The sequence below is a fragment of the Pelobium manganitolerans genome, assembly GCF_003609575.1.
Classification (GTDB): domain Bacteria; phylum Bacteroidota; class Bacteroidia; order Sphingobacteriales; family Sphingobacteriaceae; genus Pseudopedobacter; species Pseudopedobacter manganitolerans.
The window spans coordinates 12,300-28,240 of sequence record NZ_MBTA01000026.1 but is presented as its reverse complement, the minus strand read 5'-3'; the positions used below and the strand labels follow the sequence as shown (position 1 = coordinate 28,240).

Annotated in this window: 18 protein-coding genes; 8 read left to right on the top strand and 10 right to left on the bottom strand. The window is 41.2% G+C overall.

Annotated elements, in window-relative coordinates:
- Positions 1-8: 8 nt before the first annotated feature.
- A complete protein-coding gene (locus tag BCY91_RS12020; RefSeq protein ID WP_120182299.1) occupies positions 9-1,262 on the top strand; it encodes an anthranilate synthase component I family protein in 1,254 nt (417 codons plus the stop codon).
- Here the strand turns inward: BCY91_RS12020 and BCY91_RS12015 are convergent.
- Positions 1,254-2,273: a LacI family DNA-binding transcriptional regulator gene (locus BCY91_RS12015; RefSeq protein ID WP_120182298.1), complete on the bottom strand. Its 1,020-nt coding sequence runs from the start codon at positions 2,271-2,273 to the stop codon at positions 1,254-1,256. The two genes, BCY91_RS12020 and BCY91_RS12015, sit on opposite strands and share 9 nt — an antisense overlap.
- A 66-nt stretch (positions 2,274-2,339) precedes the next feature.
- Positions 2,340-2,804, bottom strand: coding sequence for an Lrp/AsnC family transcriptional regulator (locus BCY91_RS12010; protein ID WP_120182297.1), 465 nt, complete (start codon positions 2,802-2,804; stop codon positions 2,340-2,342).
- A 176-nt stretch (positions 2,805-2,980) separates the two neighbouring features.
- Between BCY91_RS12010 and BCY91_RS12005 the strand changes: the two genes are divergently transcribed.
- Together BCY91_RS12005 and BCY91_RS12000 are read left to right on the top strand one after the other, a co-directional pair.
- The gene (locus tag BCY91_RS12005) at positions 2,981-4,858 is read left to right on the top strand and encodes an Nramp family divalent metal transporter (RefSeq protein WP_120182296.1); all 1,878 of its coding nucleotides are present in this window, start codon (positions 2,981-2,983) and stop codon (positions 4,856-4,858) included.
- A gap of 146 nt (positions 4,859-5,004) precedes the next feature.
- On the top strand, positions 5,005-6,339 hold the full coding sequence (locus tag BCY91_RS12000) for a type IX secretion system plug protein (protein ID WP_120182295.1): 1,335 nt from the start codon (positions 5,005-5,007) through the stop codon (positions 6,337-6,339).
- A gap of 69 nt (positions 6,340-6,408) precedes the next feature.
- Here BCY91_RS12000 and BCY91_RS11995 read toward each other — a convergent pair whose 3' ends face one another.
- From BCY91_RS11995 to BCY91_RS11980, 4 genes are read right to left on the bottom strand one after another with little or no spacing between them, the layout of a single operon-like run.
- Positions 6,409-7,209, bottom strand: coding sequence for a M48 family metallopeptidase (locus BCY91_RS11995; protein WP_120182294.1), 801 nt, complete (start codon positions 7,207-7,209; stop codon positions 6,409-6,411).
- Positions 7,209-7,874 carry a glycerol-3-phosphate 1-O-acyltransferase PlsY gene (gene plsY / locus BCY91_RS11990; protein ID WP_120182293.1) on the bottom strand — a complete coding sequence of 222 codons (666 nt, stop codon included), beginning with the start codon at positions 7,872-7,874 and terminating at the stop codon, positions 7,209-7,211. Before plsY ends, BCY91_RS11995 begins: the two co-directional genes overlap by 1 nt.
- Before the next feature lie 49 nt (positions 7,875-7,923).
- Positions 7,924-8,769 (bottom strand): carboxylating nicotinate-nucleotide diphosphorylase, encoded by an 846-nt coding sequence (gene nadC, locus BCY91_RS11985; RefSeq protein ID WP_120182531.1) that lies wholly within the window; start codon positions 8,767-8,769, stop codon positions 7,924-7,926.
- Positions 8,770-8,812: 43 nt separating this feature from the next.
- The gene (locus tag BCY91_RS11980; protein WP_120182292.1) at positions 8,813-9,199 is read right to left on the bottom strand and encodes a DUF4783 domain-containing protein; all 387 of its coding nucleotides are present in this window, start codon (positions 9,197-9,199) and stop codon (positions 8,813-8,815) included.
- A 373-nt stretch (positions 9,200-9,572) separates the two neighbouring features.
- Here BCY91_RS11980 and gpmI point away from each other — a divergent pair, with 373 nt between their 5' ends.
- Genes gpmI through BCY91_RS11965 form a run of 3 tightly spaced genes read left to right on the top strand, consistent with a single transcriptional unit; the run spans position 9,573 to position 12,220 of the window.
- Positions 9,573-11,093, top strand: a complete 1,521-nt coding sequence (gene gpmI / locus BCY91_RS11975) for a 2,3-bisphosphoglycerate-independent phosphoglycerate mutase (RefSeq protein ID WP_120182291.1) — start codon at positions 9,573-9,575, stop codon at positions 11,091-11,093.
- Positions 11,093-11,614 (top strand): hypothetical protein, encoded by a 522-nt coding sequence (locus tag BCY91_RS11970; RefSeq protein ID WP_120182290.1) that lies wholly within the window; start codon positions 11,093-11,095, stop codon positions 11,612-11,614. Before gpmI ends, BCY91_RS11970 begins: the two co-directional genes overlap by 1 nt.
- 3 nt (positions 11,615-11,617) lie before the next feature.
- The gene (locus BCY91_RS11965; RefSeq protein ID WP_120182289.1) at positions 11,618-12,220 is read left to right on the top strand and encodes a TIGR04282 family arsenosugar biosynthesis glycosyltransferase; all 603 of its coding nucleotides are present in this window, start codon (positions 11,618-11,620) and stop codon (positions 12,218-12,220) included.
- Here BCY91_RS11965 and BCY91_RS11960 read toward each other — a convergent pair.
- From BCY91_RS11960 to BCY91_RS11945, 4 genes are all read right to left on the bottom strand, one after another.
- Positions 12,207-12,689 carry a GAF domain-containing protein gene (locus BCY91_RS11960; RefSeq protein WP_120182288.1) on the bottom strand — a complete coding sequence of 161 codons (483 nt, stop codon included), beginning with the start codon at positions 12,687-12,689 and terminating at the stop codon, positions 12,207-12,209. The two genes, BCY91_RS11965 and BCY91_RS11960, sit on opposite strands and share 14 nt — an antisense overlap.
- 40 nt (positions 12,690-12,729) lie before the next feature.
- Positions 12,730-13,500 (bottom strand): hypothetical protein, encoded by a 771-nt coding sequence (locus BCY91_RS11955; RefSeq protein WP_120182287.1) that lies wholly within the window; start codon positions 13,498-13,500, stop codon positions 12,730-12,732.
- A 180-nt stretch (positions 13,501-13,680) separates the two neighbouring features.
- On the bottom strand, positions 13,681-14,055 hold the full coding sequence (locus tag BCY91_RS11950) for a methylglyoxal synthase (RefSeq protein ID WP_120182286.1): 375 nt from the start codon (positions 14,053-14,055) through the stop codon (positions 13,681-13,683).
- Entirely contained in the window at positions 14,052-15,284 is a 1,233-nt protein-coding gene (locus BCY91_RS11945) for a nucleoside recognition domain-containing protein (RefSeq protein WP_120182285.1), read from the bottom strand. Before BCY91_RS11945 ends, BCY91_RS11950 begins: the two co-directional genes overlap by 4 nt.
- Before the next feature lie 218 nt (positions 15,285-15,502).
- On the opposite strand from BCY91_RS11945, the gene BCY91_RS17640 reads away from it, so the two are divergent.
- Positions 15,503-15,670 (top strand): SRPBCC family protein, encoded by a 168-nt coding sequence (locus tag BCY91_RS17640; protein WP_182995375.1) that lies wholly within the window; start codon positions 15,503-15,505, stop codon positions 15,668-15,670.
- Positions 15,670-15,939: a hypothetical protein gene (locus BCY91_RS11940; protein WP_120182284.1), complete on the top strand. Its 270-nt coding sequence runs from the start codon at positions 15,670-15,672 to the stop codon at positions 15,937-15,939. Before BCY91_RS17640 ends, BCY91_RS11940 begins: the two co-directional genes overlap by 1 nt.
- Positions 15,940-15,941 lie beyond the last annotated feature (2 nt).

The window sequence follows — 15,941 nt, the reverse complement described above, 5'->3', positions numbered from 1 at the left end:
CGGGGTTTATGATTGTCGACCTCGCTAAATTCCCCAGCTTTACCGAAAAAGCAAAGCATTTTGCGTCCGCGCACCGCATTAGCTGCATTTTAGATTCAAACGCTTACGCAGATGCTTATTCTAAATTTGAGCTAACAATTGCTATTGGAGCTGCAGATTTGATAGAAGCGAAGAATTTTGATGAGGTAGCCAGTTTTGTATCGCAACACCAAAATAAATGGGTATTTGGCGGCTTTAGTTACGATTTAAAAAACAGTTTGGAGAATCTCCGTTCGTTAAACCCAGATTATGTCCAATTCCCAGAAGCTTTCTTTTTTGTTCCACAGCATCTCCTTATTTTCAAAAATGATGTTGCCGAGATTGTGAGCGACAATGCTGAAACACTTTTTAATAGCATCAACAATTTAACGTTAGATAGCCGAACCATACATGAAAGCGTTGAGGTGAAACAACGTTTTGATAAGGCCACGTACATCAACACCGTTAACCAGATTAAGGCAGAAATTGCACGGGGCAACATATACGAAAGCAATTTTTGCATGGAGTTTTATGCGGAAGGAGCCAATATTAGCCCGTATCGCGTTTATCAAAAACTTAATCAAGCCTCTCCCACTCCTTTTTCGGCCTTTCTAAGTTGGAACGATAACTACCTTCTTTGCGCCAGTCCAGAACGTTTTGTAGCCAAACGCGCAAAAAAGCTAATCTCGCAACCTATAAAAGGAACCATAAAAAGAGGCCTAAATGAACAAGAAGACCTTGAGCTAGCTTTGCGCTTGCAAAATAGCGTAAAAGAACAGCAAGAAAATGTGATGATTGTTGACCTGGTGCGTAATGACCTTACCCGCTCTGCACAACGCGGAACGGTGCAAGTAGAGGAACTTTTTGGCGTTTACCGTTTTAAACAAGTACAACACCTCATCTCAACCATCACTTGTATTAAAAACCCACAACTAACTAACATTGAGGTTATAAAAAATATATTTCCAATGGGCAGCATGACCGGCGCACCAAAAATAAAAGCGATGGAACTGATGGACCACTTTGAAAAAACAAAGAGAGGAATGTATTCTGGGGCGTTTGGCTATTTTTCGCCCGACGGTGATTTTGATTTTAACGTGGTTATCCGCAGTATTTTATACAACCGGACAAACCGTTATTTATCTTTTCAGGTGGGCAGCGCCATCACTTTTTATGCCCAGGCACAGCAGGAATACGAGGAGTGCTTACTTAAAGCGAAGGCAATTTTAGAGGTGTTAACCTAAGTAGCGTTTTGTAGAATCTCTTTTGATAATGGTGGAAGGAAGGCTCAGGTTCACAAATTCATGCTGTTCGTTTTTTCCCTCTATCTCGTCCAGCAAAAGCTGTGCAGCGGTTTTGCCAATTTCAAACGCGGGCTGGGTAATGGTAGATAAAGACGGCTTTAGTAAACGGGCAACATTTAAGCACGAAAAAGTGATTATTTTAATGTCGTTAGGGATATTAACCCCTAGCTTGTTACAAATATCATAGCAAGCAATGGCCAAGCGTTCAATAGAACAGAAGATGGCATCGGGTTTCTTTTCCAGAATAAAAGCAGTCAGATCATCTAAATCAACTTCGCGCGAGGGCACAAAAGACTTCACCAAAGAGTAATCGGCTTCAATTCCATTTTTCTCTAACACATCAAAATACGCTCTCTCCCTTTGGTTCATGGTTGATAGGTTTTCGCCCGCTTTCAAAAACAGAATGCGTTTGCATCCCCTATCTATTAAATGGCTTACGCCGTTAAAAGTGCTTTCGTAATCGTTGCTGTAAACTTTGGACGCTTCAAAATCTTCAATTACCCTATCGTACATCACCAACTTCACATTTCTGTCTAGCAACTGTTTTAAATGATCTGGATTGTCGCTATCCGAACTTACCGAAATAAGCACCCCATCTACGCGGCCACCAATCAAATGGTTGATAATACGCACTTCTTTTTGGTAATCTTCGTGCGTTTCATAAATCAGCACATAAAAATCCTTCTCTTGGCAAACAGTTTCTACCCCTTTAATTACCTGCGAAAAAAAGTTATTGGAAATTTCGGGGATAATAAGCGCAATTGTTTTGCTTACATGCTTCCTTAAAAAGGCCGCAAAAGGGTTTGGCTGGTAGTTTAGTTCGCGCGCCAAAGCCTTCACCCGCTTTTTTGTCTCTACATTAATTTCGTAGCTATCTGTTAAAGCGCGCGAAACGGTAGATACGGATAAACCGAGTTTTTTTGCTAGCTGTTTTAAAGTAACATTTTTCATCAGTTTAAATTTCAGATGCTTGTTGTTGCCAAATGCTTAAAATTTAACCAATCCATGTGCCGCGGTTTAATATTCCAAAGGCACAATAGGTTCTTTTTTACTGGTAGACATGATCATCATTGTTTGGAAAGTTTTTACTACCGATATTTTACTGATTTTTTGCATAATCAACTGTTCGTAGGTTTTAATATCCTTTACGTAAGCTTTCAGCAAAAAATCGCACTGCCCCGTAACATGGTGGCATTCTGTAATTTCCTTAATTGCCGCAATTTCCTTTAAAAATATTTGGATGGTATCGGGCTGGTGAAAATCAAGCGATATCTGGATAAAAGTCTTAATCCCTAAACCCAGTTTTTCTTCATCTACCAGCGCGTGGTAACTTTTAATATAACCCGAATTTTCGAGCTTACGCACGCGTTCTAAGGTGGGTGCCGGTGATAAACCAATGTGTTGCGATAGCTGCAAATTGGTAATACGCCCGTTCTCTTGAAGTATTTTTAAAATATTAAAATCTATCTTATCCAGTTCCATTTTTATGGCTTTGTACAAAAATAACTTTAAAAGCGAAATCCCAAATTATATTTTAGATTTTGATGCCTCATATCGCTATAATTTTACGGCTGTAAATTTTAGACTAGTCTAAAATTTTAATTTAAATACACAACAAAATTCATTAGTTTTGCCGTAATCAGGCAGTTTTTTTATTTATGAGTACAACCGACGATTTAAAATCTTTAAGCGAAGTGCATGGAAGTGTGGCCACTCATAAGCAAAAAGGCTGGCGCAAAATTTTTGCCTTCTTAGGTCCCGCTTATCTGATTAGCGTTGGCTATATGGATCCCGGAAACTGGGCTACAGACATTGCCGGCGGTTCGCAGTTTGGCTATAAACTTATTTGGGTTTTACTAATGTCAAACCTCATCGCTTTGCTGTTACAATCATTAAGCGCGCGCTTAGGTATTGTTGGCGGTGTTGATTTGGCGCAGGCTTCTAAAAACCGGTACCCAAAATGGGCCAATTTTCCGCTGTATTTTCTCGCCGAAATAGCCATTGCCGCTTGTGATTTGGCAGAAATCATTGGAATGGCTATTGGCCTCAACTTACTTTTTGGTTTGCCTTTAATTTGGGGAATTAGCATTACCGTGCTAGATACCCTGCTGTTATTGTTTTTGATTAAACATGGTATGCGCACCTTGGAGTTGTTTATCGTGTCTATGGTTTTCATTATCGGGATATCTTTTTTTGTAGAAATGTTGATTGTGGAACCTGTTTATCAAGATGTTATCGGTGGTTTAGCGCCTTCGGCATTAAGTGGCGATGCCCTGTATATTGCCATAGGTATTATTGGCGCCACGGTAATGCCGCATAACTTGTACCTGCACTCTTCTTTGGTGCAAACGCGCCGGTTTGATCGTTCTGTACAAGGCATTAAGGAAGCGCTTAAATTCAATTTTATTGATACCACCATTGCCCTTAACCTGGCATTTTTGGTAAACGCGGCGATATTAATTTTAGCAGCGGCAGCGTTTTACGTTAACGGATATCACGAAGTTGCCGAGATTCAAGATGCCTACGTGCTTTTAGAAAATATTTTTGGCAAAGCAGCTCCTACCCTTTTTGCCGTGGCTTTAATTGCTGCCGGGCAAAGCTCCACCATCACCGGAACATTGGCGGGGCAAATTATTATGGAAGGCCATCTTAACTTACGGATTCAACCTTGGTTGCGGCGTTTAATTACCAGATTAATTGCCATTATCCCAGCCTTTGTTACCGTTTTATACTTTGGCGAGGATGCTTTGGGAAGCCTGTTGGTGTTTAGTCAGGTGGTTTTGAGTTTACAATTAGGATTCGCAATTATTCCATTAATCCACTCCACATCAGACCAAAAACTGATGGGTGCTTTTGCCATAAAAACACCGACAAAAATATTTGCCTGGCTTTGTTCGGCGGTAATTGTTTACCTCAACATTCATTTGGTAGTTGATGAAGTACAGGGCTGGCTCAACAATCCCGAACTGAACGCTGCTGTAATAGAGTTTGCGGTAATTCCGCTCCTGTTGGCCGCGCTGGCTTTGCTCATTTACGTTTTTGTGCATCCTTTAATCGTAAAACGTAAAGAAAAACAGCTACGCGTTCCGCACGGTACGGCTGTAAAATATATTGATAGTCCGGTTGTGCCTTATAAACACATCGGCATTACCACGGATTTCTCGGCAAAAGACCAACAAATTATCAATAGTGCCATTGCACAGGGCGGACTTAATGCACGCTACACTTTTATCCATATTGTGGAAACGGCAGCCGCACGCTACCACGGCACAGAAGTTTTAGACCAGGAAACAATTTCAGATGAAGAAAACTTAAAAGCCTACGCCAAAAATTTATCAGAATTAGGTTACACCGCCGACTACCAAATCGGATACGGAAGTACCGCCACAGCCATCGCTAAAATAGTGAACAGCTCGGGCATAGATATGTTGATTATGGGTGCGCACGGACACCGAGGCTTCAAAGATTTGTTGTTTGGTACCACCGTAGACAGTGTAAGGCATAAAATTAGCATTCCGGTTTTGATAATTAATTGAAGGAGTGAATTTTGAATGAGTGAAGGATTGAATTTTGAAGGATTGAATGAGTGAATGAATGAATTTTGAGTTTTTAATTTTGAATCTAATAAGCTTTTATACCTTGCAAACGTTAAGTAGTTCACAAACTGCGATAAAGATTTGCTATGTCACTTTTATTAAAATCATCTTTATACATTTTATTGGGGCTTTTTGCTTTTCAGCCGAGTGTGGCGCAAAAAAGGGCAAAAAAAGAACGTCCGAAGTATGCAGAAGTACCTTCTTCAGATTTAGTTTATGATGATGTAAACTACATCCCAGAAATAAAAACTGTTGCTTTTTACAATGCAAAACGCGAGGGTTCGTTCCCCATCATCAATTTAACCGGCGGCGAAGAGTTGTTGTTGGGCTTTGATGACCTGCGTGGCGGAAGCAGAAATTTATCTTATAGCGTAGTACATTGTAATTCCGATTGGACCCCATCCTCTATTTCAAGCATTGAATATTTGGAAAGTTTTAGCGAAGACCGCATTACAGATTACCGCTTCTCTTACAATACTTATCAAAAATACACGCACTACCAGTTGCGCTTGCCCAATTTTGCAGTAAGGCCAAAACTCTCGGGCAATTATTTATTAAAAGTTTTTGAGGATGGCGATCCCAATAAGCTCTTAATCAGTCGCCGGTTTTATATTTTACAACAAAAAGTAGGTTTACAGGCCGAAGTTGCGCCTTCGCCGTCTGTTGCACATCGCGATAGCAATCAAAAAATCAATTTCACAGTCGCTCACCCCGCCTTAAACATCCAAAATGCTTATCAAGAAATTAAAGCAGTTGTGCTGCAAAACGCCCAACAAGCCAGTGCAAAAACAACAAACAGGCCTCTGTTTATCCGCAATGCGCAACTGGTTTATAGCGATAACAGCAGCAATGATTTTGCCGGCGGTAATGAATTTCATCGCTTTGATACACGCAGTTTCCGATACAAGTCTGACGGTGTATACGCTATCCAGCTCGACTCCATTTATCAGGTGGCATTATTTGCAGATGAAGACCGCAACCGGCAAACCTATGCACATCAGTTTGATGAAAACGGAAGTTTTTTCACCATCAATCAGGATGGGTCCGACGCCCGTTACGATGGCGACTACGCGAACGTAAGTTTTGTGCTAAAAGCCGAAAAACCGAACGATGAGGGTTTTGCTTATGTAGTAGGGAAATTTAATGGCTACCAAAAAAATGCAGCTAACCGGATGGTATATGACGAAAACAGCAAAACTTTTATACTTAACAGCTTAGTTAAGCAAGGCGTGGTTGATTATCGCTACGTATGGGCAGATGAAAAAGGGAATATCTTAGACACTAGCGCTTTTGAAGGTTCTTACTACCAAACCGAAAACGACTATCAGATTTTGATCTATTATCGCGCTCCGGGCGCACGTTACGACCAACTCATTGCTTTTACCCAGTTGAATAGTGTGAAAGCACCAAGGAATTTTTAATACAAAAGGCTGTTTTGATAGGAAAATGCATCCCATTCAAAACAGCCTTTTTCGTCTCCGACGTATTTTTTATTTAGCTGTGTAATATTTGCTAGCTTCTGGTATATATTTTTTGATATCCGCAATTCGGGTTGCATCACTAGGGTGCGTGCTTAAAAATTCGGGAGGTGCCTGCCCGTTGCTTTTTGCGGCCATTCTTTGCCAAAAGTACACTGCTTCTTGCGGGTTGTATCCGGCCATAGCCATAAAAGTTAATCCTAAACGATCGGCTTCAGACTCCTGCCTGCGCGAGTTCGGCAATAAAACGCCGGCTTGTGCGCCAATACCATAAACTTGGTTAAACACATTCATCCCGGCTTCACTTTTAGTCACGGCAGCACCCAAAATAGCACCTAAGCCTTGCGCAATCATTTCTTGCGAATAGCGTTCGTTACTATGTTTAGCTATGGCATGCGCAATCTCGTGCCCCATTACCGTAGCCAAACCGGCTTCGTTTTGCGTTACCGGCAAAATGCCTGTATAAACCGCCACTTTACCGCCAGGCATGCACCATGCGTTAACTTCTGGGCTTTCTACCAAATTAAATTCCCATTTAAAACCGGCAATCTGATCGGCATAGCCATTTTGCGTCATAAAGCGGGTCACCGCGTTTTCTATTTTTGCACCCACAGATTTTACCATCCGGCTTTGTGCATTGTTTACCACTTTAGTTTTCGGATCAGACAGGAACTCTTTATAGCTGCTTGCGGCCATTTGTTGCATTTCCGAATCGCTAACTAAATTTGCCTGCCTACGCCCGGTAAGCGGAACTGTAGAACAAGCTACCATAAGGCCGCTTAATGCAAGCACGCCTAACCATTTAAATTTCATCATCTTAAATTAGAACTAGAATTACTGCTTTTTTTAAACAGATTTACTTTGGATTCTTTACCCCGTAACAGCCTTTCGATGTTTTTTTGATGCGTGACCAAAATTAAAATACAGATGCACATCCCATAAATTACAATCGCTTTCACGGATACCTGATAAATAAATATCACGCTAAAGGTGAAGGCGAAACCGGCAGATATGCTACTTAAAGACACATATTTGGTTAACAAAAGGATAACGAGAAATACAAGAACACAAATTAAAGCTGACGGGAGGTGAACTGCCAAAACCATACCAAACAAGGTGGCAATGCCTTTACCGCCCCTAAAGCCTGCGAAAACAGGAAAAAGATGTCCCATTACAGCAACTATACCTAGCGCCAACTGATAATTAACAAATTGTATGGAATGCGCCGGACCCGTTACAGAAAGACCGATAAACGATACCAGGTTGGTGGCTGTCCATCCTTTTAAGATATCTAAAATCATTACCGGGATACCGGCTTTTTTGCCCAACACCCTAAAAGTATTTGTTGCACCGGCATTACCGCTGCCATACTCGCGAACATCGATGCCGTAAAATGCCTGTCCAATCCAAACTGCGGTTGGTATAGAGCCAAACAGATAGGCCAAAATCAAAGCTCCAACAGAATAAATAGAAATCATGAAGCTTGTAAATTATGGTTAAATAAAGGTTCCAATGGTCTACAATAAATTAAACAACTGCTTTAAGGCTCATGTCTAAACTTTTTACCGAATGCGTAAGCGCGCCCATAGAAACATAATCAACCCCACATTTTGCGTAATCTAAAATAGTTTCTTCAGTAATTCCGCCAGAAGCTTCGGTAACAAACCGGCCGTTAATTAAAGTTACGGCTTCTCTTAAAGCATCAAACGTAAAATTGTCTAGCAAAATCCTGTCCACTCCGCTGCTCTGCATCACTTCTTGCAGCTCTGCCAAATTTCTAACTTCAATTTCAATTTGGATATTTAAATGTTTTTCTTGGATGTATTTTTTTGCTGAAGCAATGGCCTGCGCAATGCCACCGGCATAATCAACATGGTTGTCTTTAATCAAAATCATATCATAAAGACCAAAACGGTGGTTAACACCGCCACCTATTTTTACCGCTTCTTTTTCTAAAAAACGAAGGTTGGGCGTTGTTTTACGGGTATCTAAAACTTTGGTTCCGGTGCTTTTAATTAAATTTACGATGCGGCGGGTGGTAGTAGCAATACCGCTCATGCGTTGCATGGTGTTTAGCACTAAACGTTCGGCAGTTAAAACAGACTGCGAGTTACCGCTCACATAAAGCACAATATCTCCTACATTTACCTCGGCACCATCGTTAATAAGCACTTCTACCTTTAAAGAGGGGTCCACAGCGTCAAAAATAGCTTTCGCCACTTCTACGCCAGCTACAACGCCATTTTCCTTAATTAACAGTTTAGCTTTCCCTGTTGCCGTAGCCGGTATGGTAGATAAAGAGGTATGGTCGCCATCGCCAAGGTCCTCAATTAGTGCGTCTTTAATGAATTTTTGCAGGATTTTACTGTCCAAAATGATATTTTTTGATGCCAAAAATATAAATTTTATGCTTGCTTTATTCTTTATTTTCTTCAATTCTCATCTGCGTCAAGATAAATTTAGACGCATTCATCTTCAAATCAAAGCTAATGCGATACTTGGCATCGCTGGTAGTCAGCAAAATAACACCAAACTTATAATTAGGGTTTGAAACTACTTTATGCACTATTTTTGTGCCGATGGGCGCATGTTTTGCAAAGAAATCTTTTAAAATAAAAGTGGCCTGCGCTGCCGAATAAATATCTTCCTGATCGTTAACCGAAAGCTCTACCGTGGTAGAAAAGAACTTCGCTACGTTTTTAGCATCGCCGCTTTTTACCGCGGCCGCTACGTCGTCTATCACATCAAAGCTAAAAGCAGATTTCAGGCTTAGCAACAATAAAATTGTAAAAATGTATCTCATAGTTTTATTTAGTTTTTTTGGTTACGGGGCGGAGGTTGGCTATTTTTCCAAAACAATTTTACGACAGCTAAATTTATAGCATAAATCCATAAAGAGTGCCATAATTTAACAAATTGTTCAAAATGTTGTTAGAGCCTGTTTAAAATTTATATTGTAAAAATGTTTATCGCTTATTTTTTCATCAGCTGCTTATTGTTGTTCAAGGCATTCAAGAAGGCTTATTGCCTTTTTGAGCGAACAAGGCTTGTTTTTGTAGAGATAGCGGGGCTTCTACCTCAAAAAAACATAACGAAGTTGCAACCGAAAAGAAGCATAAACAAATTATTAGATAAATTTTAAACAGGCTCTTAGCTATAAGCTTTATATTTGCGATGTGAAAGATAAAAAAGTTGCGCTCCTTATCCTAGATGGCTGGGGATATGGAAAAAACGACTCATCAAACGCCATCATTGCAGCACAAACTCCATTTTTTGATCAATGCATTAAACAATACCCAAACTCCAAGCTAGAAGCTTCTGGAGAGGCCGTTGGTTTGCCGGCAGGCCAAATGGGTAACTCTGAAGTGGGCCACATGAATTTGGGAGCCGGCCGAGTGGTTTACCAAGAACTGGGGCGGATACATAAAGCTGTTAGAGACGGTGATTTTAATACAAATCCGGTTTTAAAAGAAGCTTTTGAATATGCAAAATCGGCTAATAAAAAAGTGCATTTTATTGGATTGCTATCCGACGGCGGCGTACACTCGCACACCCTGCACTTAAAAGGTTTATGCGATGCGGCCAAGCATTACGGCTTAAACCAAGTTTTTATTCATGCTTTTAGCGATGGCCGCGATACCGACCCAAATTCTGGCGTAGGCTATGTAAACGATTTGAACCAGCACTTACAACACTCGACTGGGCAATTGGCAAGCGTTATCGGAAGGTATTACGCGATGGACCGCGATAACCGTTGGGAACGCGTAAAAGAAGCTTATGATTTGCTGGTAAAAGGCGAAGGCAAAAAAACGCAGAACTTGGCCGAAGCCATGCAACAGTCTTACGCCGAGGGTGTAACTGATGAATTTATCAAACCTTTGGTAAAAACCGACGCCAATGGCAATCCCTTAGCCCTTATCGCAGATGGCGATGTAGTGATTTGCTTCAACTTCCGTACGGACCGCGGCCGCGAAATTACTATCGCGCTTACCCAAAAAGAATTCCCCGAGCAGGGAATGACGCCGTTGAGCTTGGACTATATAACCATGACCACCTACGACGAAACTTTTAAAGGGGTTAAAGTAGTTTTTACTAAAGACGATTTAACAAACACGCTGGGCGAAGTTTTAGAACGGAACCATAAAAACCAAATCCGGATAGCAGAGACCGAGAAATATCCGCACGTGACCTTTTTCTTTTCTGGCGGACGCGAAAAAGAGTTCGAAAACGAGAAAAGGATTATGATTCCGTCGCCAAAAGTAGCTACTTATGATTTGCAACCAGAAATGAGCGCAAACGGAATTAAAGACGCTATTATCCCAGAAATTGAAAAAGGTTGGGCAGATTTTATCTGCTTAAACTTTGCCAACCCGGATATGGTGGGCCATACAGGGGTTTTTGATGCGGTAGTAAAAGCGGTTGAAACCGTAGATTACTGTGCACAGCAAGTAGTCGAAGCCGGACTAAAAAACGGTTATTCTTTTATCATTATTGCAGACCACGGCAACGCCGATTATATGGTTAACGAAGACGGCTCGGTGAATACCGCACATACCACTAATTTGGTGCCTTGCATTTTAATTGATGAAGATTATAAAGCTGTGAAAGACGGCAAATTGGGCGATATTGCACCAACTATTTTAAAATTAATGGGCATTGCCGCACCTCAAGAAATGAGCGGAGAGGTTTTAGTTTAATGAGGAAAGTAACCTGTTTATTATTTACAGTTATTTTGTTGTCGGCTTGTTCGCAAAGCAGTGAGCCCAGCCGACAACAAAAATATTTTTTTGATATCGCGGGCTATTTCCAGCGCCAAGCCGAAATATTGAAAAATAAAAAGGTTTTAAAAACGGTGCAGAAGAACGGTGTGTCGGAGACTAAAACACTTGAAATAAGCGATTGGCAACAAGAGTTGGCTTTGTTTACAGAGGCTGATATTAATAAGCCGGCCTGGAAAAACAGTTACAAAGTAGACTCTGGCGCTAATAAATTGCTTTACACCGCCAAAGAAGCCGATTTACGGGTACAAAAAATTACAATCAACTTTGCCAATGAGGGGCAGGTGAAACAAATTGCCATAAGCACGCAAAGCACCAACCTACTTTACCATACCACCGAAAATTTATTGTTTGTTGCTGATTCTGCTTACCGGATAGAGAAGCACCAAAAAGTATTGCTTTTAGGCGCAAATGACTATCTTATTAACGGTAAGTTTTAATTTATGCCACAAAATGCCCTTATTGTTTTTTTAAAATACCCAGAGCTTGGCCACGCAAAAACACGTTTGGCAAAAAATATTGGCGACGAAAAAGCGCTAAAAGTTTATTTGGAATTATTGAAGCATACCAACCTAATTACAGATAAGCTGAGCTGCGATAAGTTTTTGTATTACGATAAATCTCCCGGAAAAACTTTAGACTGGGGCGCCGGATATGCCACCGCTTTCCAAAAACCCGGTGATTTGGGCGAACGGATGAAACAAGCCTTTGCCGATGTTTTTGCCTTGGGCTACAACAAAGTCATCATCATCGGTTCTGATTGCTATGAGCTAAATACAGAAATTATTGAGCAAGTTTTTATTGATTTGGACGATAAAGAAGCTGTGGTTGGCCCCGCAAAAGACGGCGGATATTACCTTCTCGGTTTAAAAAGCCAACAAGATTGTCTGTTTGAAAATATAGCCTGGAGTACAGAAAACGTATTTCAACAAAGTCTTGCTCAATTAGAGGAGGGGCAAATATCTTACGGCATTGCGCCTACTTTATCGGATATTGATACTTTAGAAGATTTGCCCGAAGCTTTAAAGCAACTTATAAACTACTAAAATCAACCAAACTGAGCAGTTGCTCTAAATGCAGCTGATCAACCTCGTCAAAATGTGCCAGATGTTCGCTATCAACATCCAACACGCCAATAAATTTTCCGTTTCTTAAAATCGGCACTACAATTTCCGATTGCGACTTGCTGCTGCAGGCAATGTGGCCGTCGAACTGGTTTACGTTTTCCACAATCAATGTTTGTTCTTGCTCCCAAGCCTGTCCGCATACGCCTTTGCCTTTTTGGATGCGTGTACAAGCAACCGGACCTTGGAACGCGCTTAAAACCAGCTCATCATTTTTCACCAGATAAAAACCTACCCAAAACCATCCGAACTGCTCTTTTAAAGCCGCACAAATATTCCCCAGATTAGCCACTAAGTCTGTTTCTCCGCTTAATAGAGACTTTATTTGAGGAACAATGGATCGGTACTGTTCGCTTTTATTGCCTTTGCGTATAGCTAAATCTTCTGCCATAAGGCGAATATCGCCATTTTTAGCCTAGGCAAACGTAATATTAAAAACACATTCCCACAGAAATATCCAGCCTAGATGATTTGTCTTTATTGTAGCCTCTGTCTATCACCTGGTTAATGCGGAAACCTCCAAAAAATTGATAAACGGTGTTTAGATCGGCGCCAACTGTTAAGAAAGACGGCTTAGGATATTTGGGATCCACAGAATCATTTTTAACCTTTACTAAAGCAATGTCGTAATTTACATATCCATCAATCCACAATTTCTTGTTAACAAGATATGTGGCCATGAAGGCAGGTCCTGCGGCCAAATAATAGCCATACGGATCGTGTTTTGCTTTGTTTTGGTTGTTCTTTTGATACCGCGAGCCAAACATATAATCGCCCATGGTTATACCCGGACTTATTAAGAGCTTATCTTTAGCAACCGCGTTGGCATAAAATTGTGCCCAGCCTAAAATGCCCCCGCCATGTGCATGGTCGTCATAGTCGTCTTTAGTTGATCTTCCGTTAGATATTTGTTTAGACAAATTCACTAGGGCATAAATAAAGTCACCCAGACTCGGATTTTCGTATCTCGAACGGATATCCCATTTCTCGGTTTTATCCCATCTAAACGCAACGTTTACGGTTCCGCCGCTATAATTAGGGGTGTACGTACTTTTAACCGAGGTGTAACGTACGATTACCTTAAACCAGTCTTCGGTAAAAGCGTTATCACCGTTTTTACGTTCTAAATCTTCAAAAGATTGTGCAAAGCTGTTAAAGCCGCATAATAACAATACAATTAAGATGCTGAGGCGTGGTTTCATTTGCTGTGGTTTTAGATATTTCACTAAATTAACAGCTAGCCACGCCTATGTTATTGTGGATTTTGGGTACTTTAAAGTAAGGATATTCACGGATTTAGTTCAAAACTTGTAGCCCTAGCCAAGGAAAAACAAGATAGAAGCCAGCATTGCAAATCGATGTTAAAGCATCAATAACAAAAGTTAACTCGCCAAAGCTTCTAAAATCAAACTCGCGGTAGCTGGGTTGGTGGCAATAGGCACGTTGTGTACATCGCAAATGCGCATCAGCATTTGTACATCTGGCTCGTGCGGATGTTTACCTAGCGGATCGCGAAAAAACAAAATCCCATCTAATAATCCTTCCGCTGCCATAGCGGCAATTTGCGCATCGCCACCTTTTGGCCCGCTTAACTTCTTGTTTACGTTTAGCCCGGTTTGCTCAACATAACCACCAGTGGTGCCGGTAGCGGTAATCTCCATTTCGGCTAGTATATGGCGGTGGTCTTTAACAAAAGCAACCATTTCGGCCTTTTTCCCATCATGCGCAATCAAAGCAATCCTTTTCTTCGTCATCATTTAAAAAATATATAAGCAATAAATATAGCAGCTAAAACCCCTGCCAGTTCGGCCATTAAGGCTGCGGGCAAAGCGTGGCGTGTTTTTTTGATAGATACCGAGCCAAAATAAATGGCCAGCACATAAAAAGTAGTTTCGGTGGATCCCTGTATCACGCAGGCCACACGAGATGCAAAACTATCTGCACCGCTGGTGTTCATCAGCTCTACCATTAACCCCCTGGCGCCGCTGCCGCTTAAAGGTTTCATAAAAGCAACGGGCAAGGCCGGTACAAAACTGGTATCTAAACCCGCAAATGCCACTAAATGCTTAATGCCCTCTACCAAAAAATCTAAAGTGCCCGAGCCACGAAACACCCCAACAGCAACCAAAATAGCCACCAGGTAAGGGATAATTTTTATCGCAATTTCGAAACCTTCTTTAGCGCCCTCAATAAAAGTTTCGAACACATTTACTTTTTTTATGAGCGCCAACACGATAAAAGAAACAATAATTGAAAACAACAGCACATTGCCCACCACGTTTGATACAACGGCTAAATCGGCCTCGGGCAGAGTGCTAAAATAATAAAGCGCACCACAAATTATCAAAGTCACCGCGCCCAAATAAAGCATAATGGTTCGCTGAAACAGGTTGATGCGTTGATAAATGGCCGTTGCCACTAAACCCACCAAGGTAGAAAAGAAAGTAGCCAGCAGGCAAGGCACAAAAATATCTGAAGGATCTGCGGCGCCGGCGGCTTTTCTGAAAGCCATAATACTGGTGGGGATAAGCACCAAACTTGAGGCATTTAGCACCAAAAACATAATTTGCGCGTTAGAGGCGGTATCTTTTTGCGGGTTAATTTCCTGCAGTTCTTTCATGGCTTTTAAACCCAAGGGAGTAGCCGCATTATCTAAACCCAACATATTTGCCGAGAAATTCATGAGGATAGACCCCATTGCCGGATGGTTTTTAGGTATCTCGGGAAAAATCTTATTAAAAAAAGGCCCTACTAGGCGTGCAAACACGTTGATCATTCCGCCCTTCTCTCCCACCTTCATTACGCCGAGCCAAAAAGTCATTAAGCCAATTAAGCCCAGAGAAATTTCGGCACCGGTTTTAGACATCTCAAAGGTGCTGTTGACCATGTTTTGGAAAATTTGGTAATCCTGAAAAAAAACCAATTTTACCAGCGCTACTGCAAAAGAAATTAAGAAGAAAGCAATCCAAACGTAGTTTAATGCCATGCGGAGAATTTGTGCCTAAAGTTTATAAAGATTTTAGGAAAATCAAAAAAAAGCAATGCCGAATTATAACAGAAGCGTCAACCACGCGCGAACTTTCAACCTCAGGAGACGCTAAACCTGACGATACGACCGGGTGCGCCTCTTACTGTTTTTCTTGACCTATGTAAAGCCGATTTAATGTTGAGTGTTTTAATTTCGATACACCAAATCGGGACAATATGAAAAATTTTAAAACCATTTCTTTTTCGATACAAATTGATGCCGACAGGGCAAATGTATGGAAGGTACTTTGGGAGCCAAACAGTTACCGCAACTGGACGCGCGTATTTATGGAAGGCAGCCATTACACAGGCGAACTAAAAGAAGGAAATACCATCAGATTTTGATGGACGACAAAAACGGGATGAGCTCGTACATTGAACGCTTGGTACCTGGTGAACAAATGGTTTTTTCGCACCAAAAAGAGCTGAAAGACGGTGTAGAGAAAGATTTTGACTGGCAGGGCGCAAAAGAAATTTACAGCCTTAAAAAGGAAGGTGAGCGACGGACCGAGCTGCAGGTGCTGGTAGATATTGCACCTGATATGGAAGCCTACTTCAACAAAGTTTTTGCAGAAGCGCTGCAGATCATAAAAACAGCATCTGAAAACAATTAAAT

Bases quoted from the DNA above. Each gene is read 5' to 3' on its own strand.
- BCY91_RS12020 (WP_120182299.1), top strand. From the start codon at position 9: ATGATTGTCGACCTCGCTAAATTCCCCAGCTTTACCGAAAAAGCAAAG.
- BCY91_RS12015 (WP_120182298.1), bottom strand. From the start codon at position 2,273: ATGAAAAATGTTACTTTAAAACAGCTAGCAAAAAAACTCGGTTTATCC.
- BCY91_RS12010 (WP_120182297.1), bottom strand. From the start codon at position 2,804: ATGGAACTGGATAAGATAGATTTTAATATTTTAAAAATACTTCAAGAG.
- BCY91_RS12005 (WP_120182296.1), top strand. From the start codon at position 2,981: ATGAGTACAACCGACGATTTAAAATCTTTAAGCGAAGTGCATGGAAGT.
- BCY91_RS12000 (WP_120182295.1), top strand. From the start codon at position 5,005: ATGTCACTTTTATTAAAATCATCTTTATACATTTTATTGGGGCTTTTT.
- BCY91_RS11995 (WP_120182294.1), bottom strand. From the start codon at position 7,209: ATGAAATTTAAATGGTTAGGCGTGCTTGCATTAAGCGGCCTTATGGTA.
- plsY (WP_120182293.1), bottom strand. From the start codon at position 7,874: ATGATTTCTATTTATTCTGTTGGAGCTTTGATTTTGGCCTATCTGTTT.
- BCY91_RS11980 (WP_120182292.1), bottom strand. From the start codon at position 9,199: ATGAGATACATTTTTACAATTTTATTGTTGCTAAGCCTGAAATCTGCT.
- BCY91_RS11970 (WP_120182290.1), top strand. From the start codon at position 11,093: ATGAGGAAAGTAACCTGTTTATTATTTACAGTTATTTTGTTGTCGGCT.
- BCY91_RS11965 (WP_120182289.1), top strand. From the start codon at position 11,618: ATGCCACAAAATGCCCTTATTGTTTTTTTAAAATACCCAGAGCTTGGC.
- BCY91_RS11960 (WP_120182288.1), bottom strand. From the start codon at position 12,689: ATGGCAGAAGATTTAGCTATACGCAAAGGCAATAAAAGCGAACAGTAC.
- BCY91_RS11955 (WP_120182287.1), bottom strand. From the start codon at position 13,500: ATGAAACCACGCCTCAGCATCTTAATTGTATTGTTATTATGCGGCTTT.
- BCY91_RS11950 (WP_120182286.1), bottom strand. From the start codon at position 14,055: ATGATGACGAAGAAAAGGATTGCTTTGATTGCGCATGATGGGAAAAAG.
- BCY91_RS11945 (WP_120182285.1), bottom strand. From the start codon at position 15,284: ATGGCATTAAACTACGTTTGGATTGCTTTCTTCTTAATTTCTTTTGCA.
- BCY91_RS17640 (WP_182995375.1), top strand. From the start codon at position 15,503: ATGAAAAATTTTAAAACCATTTCTTTTTCGATACAAATTGATGCCGAC.
- BCY91_RS11940 (WP_120182284.1), top strand. From the start codon at position 15,670: ATGGACGACAAAAACGGGATGAGCTCGTACATTGAACGCTTGGTACCT.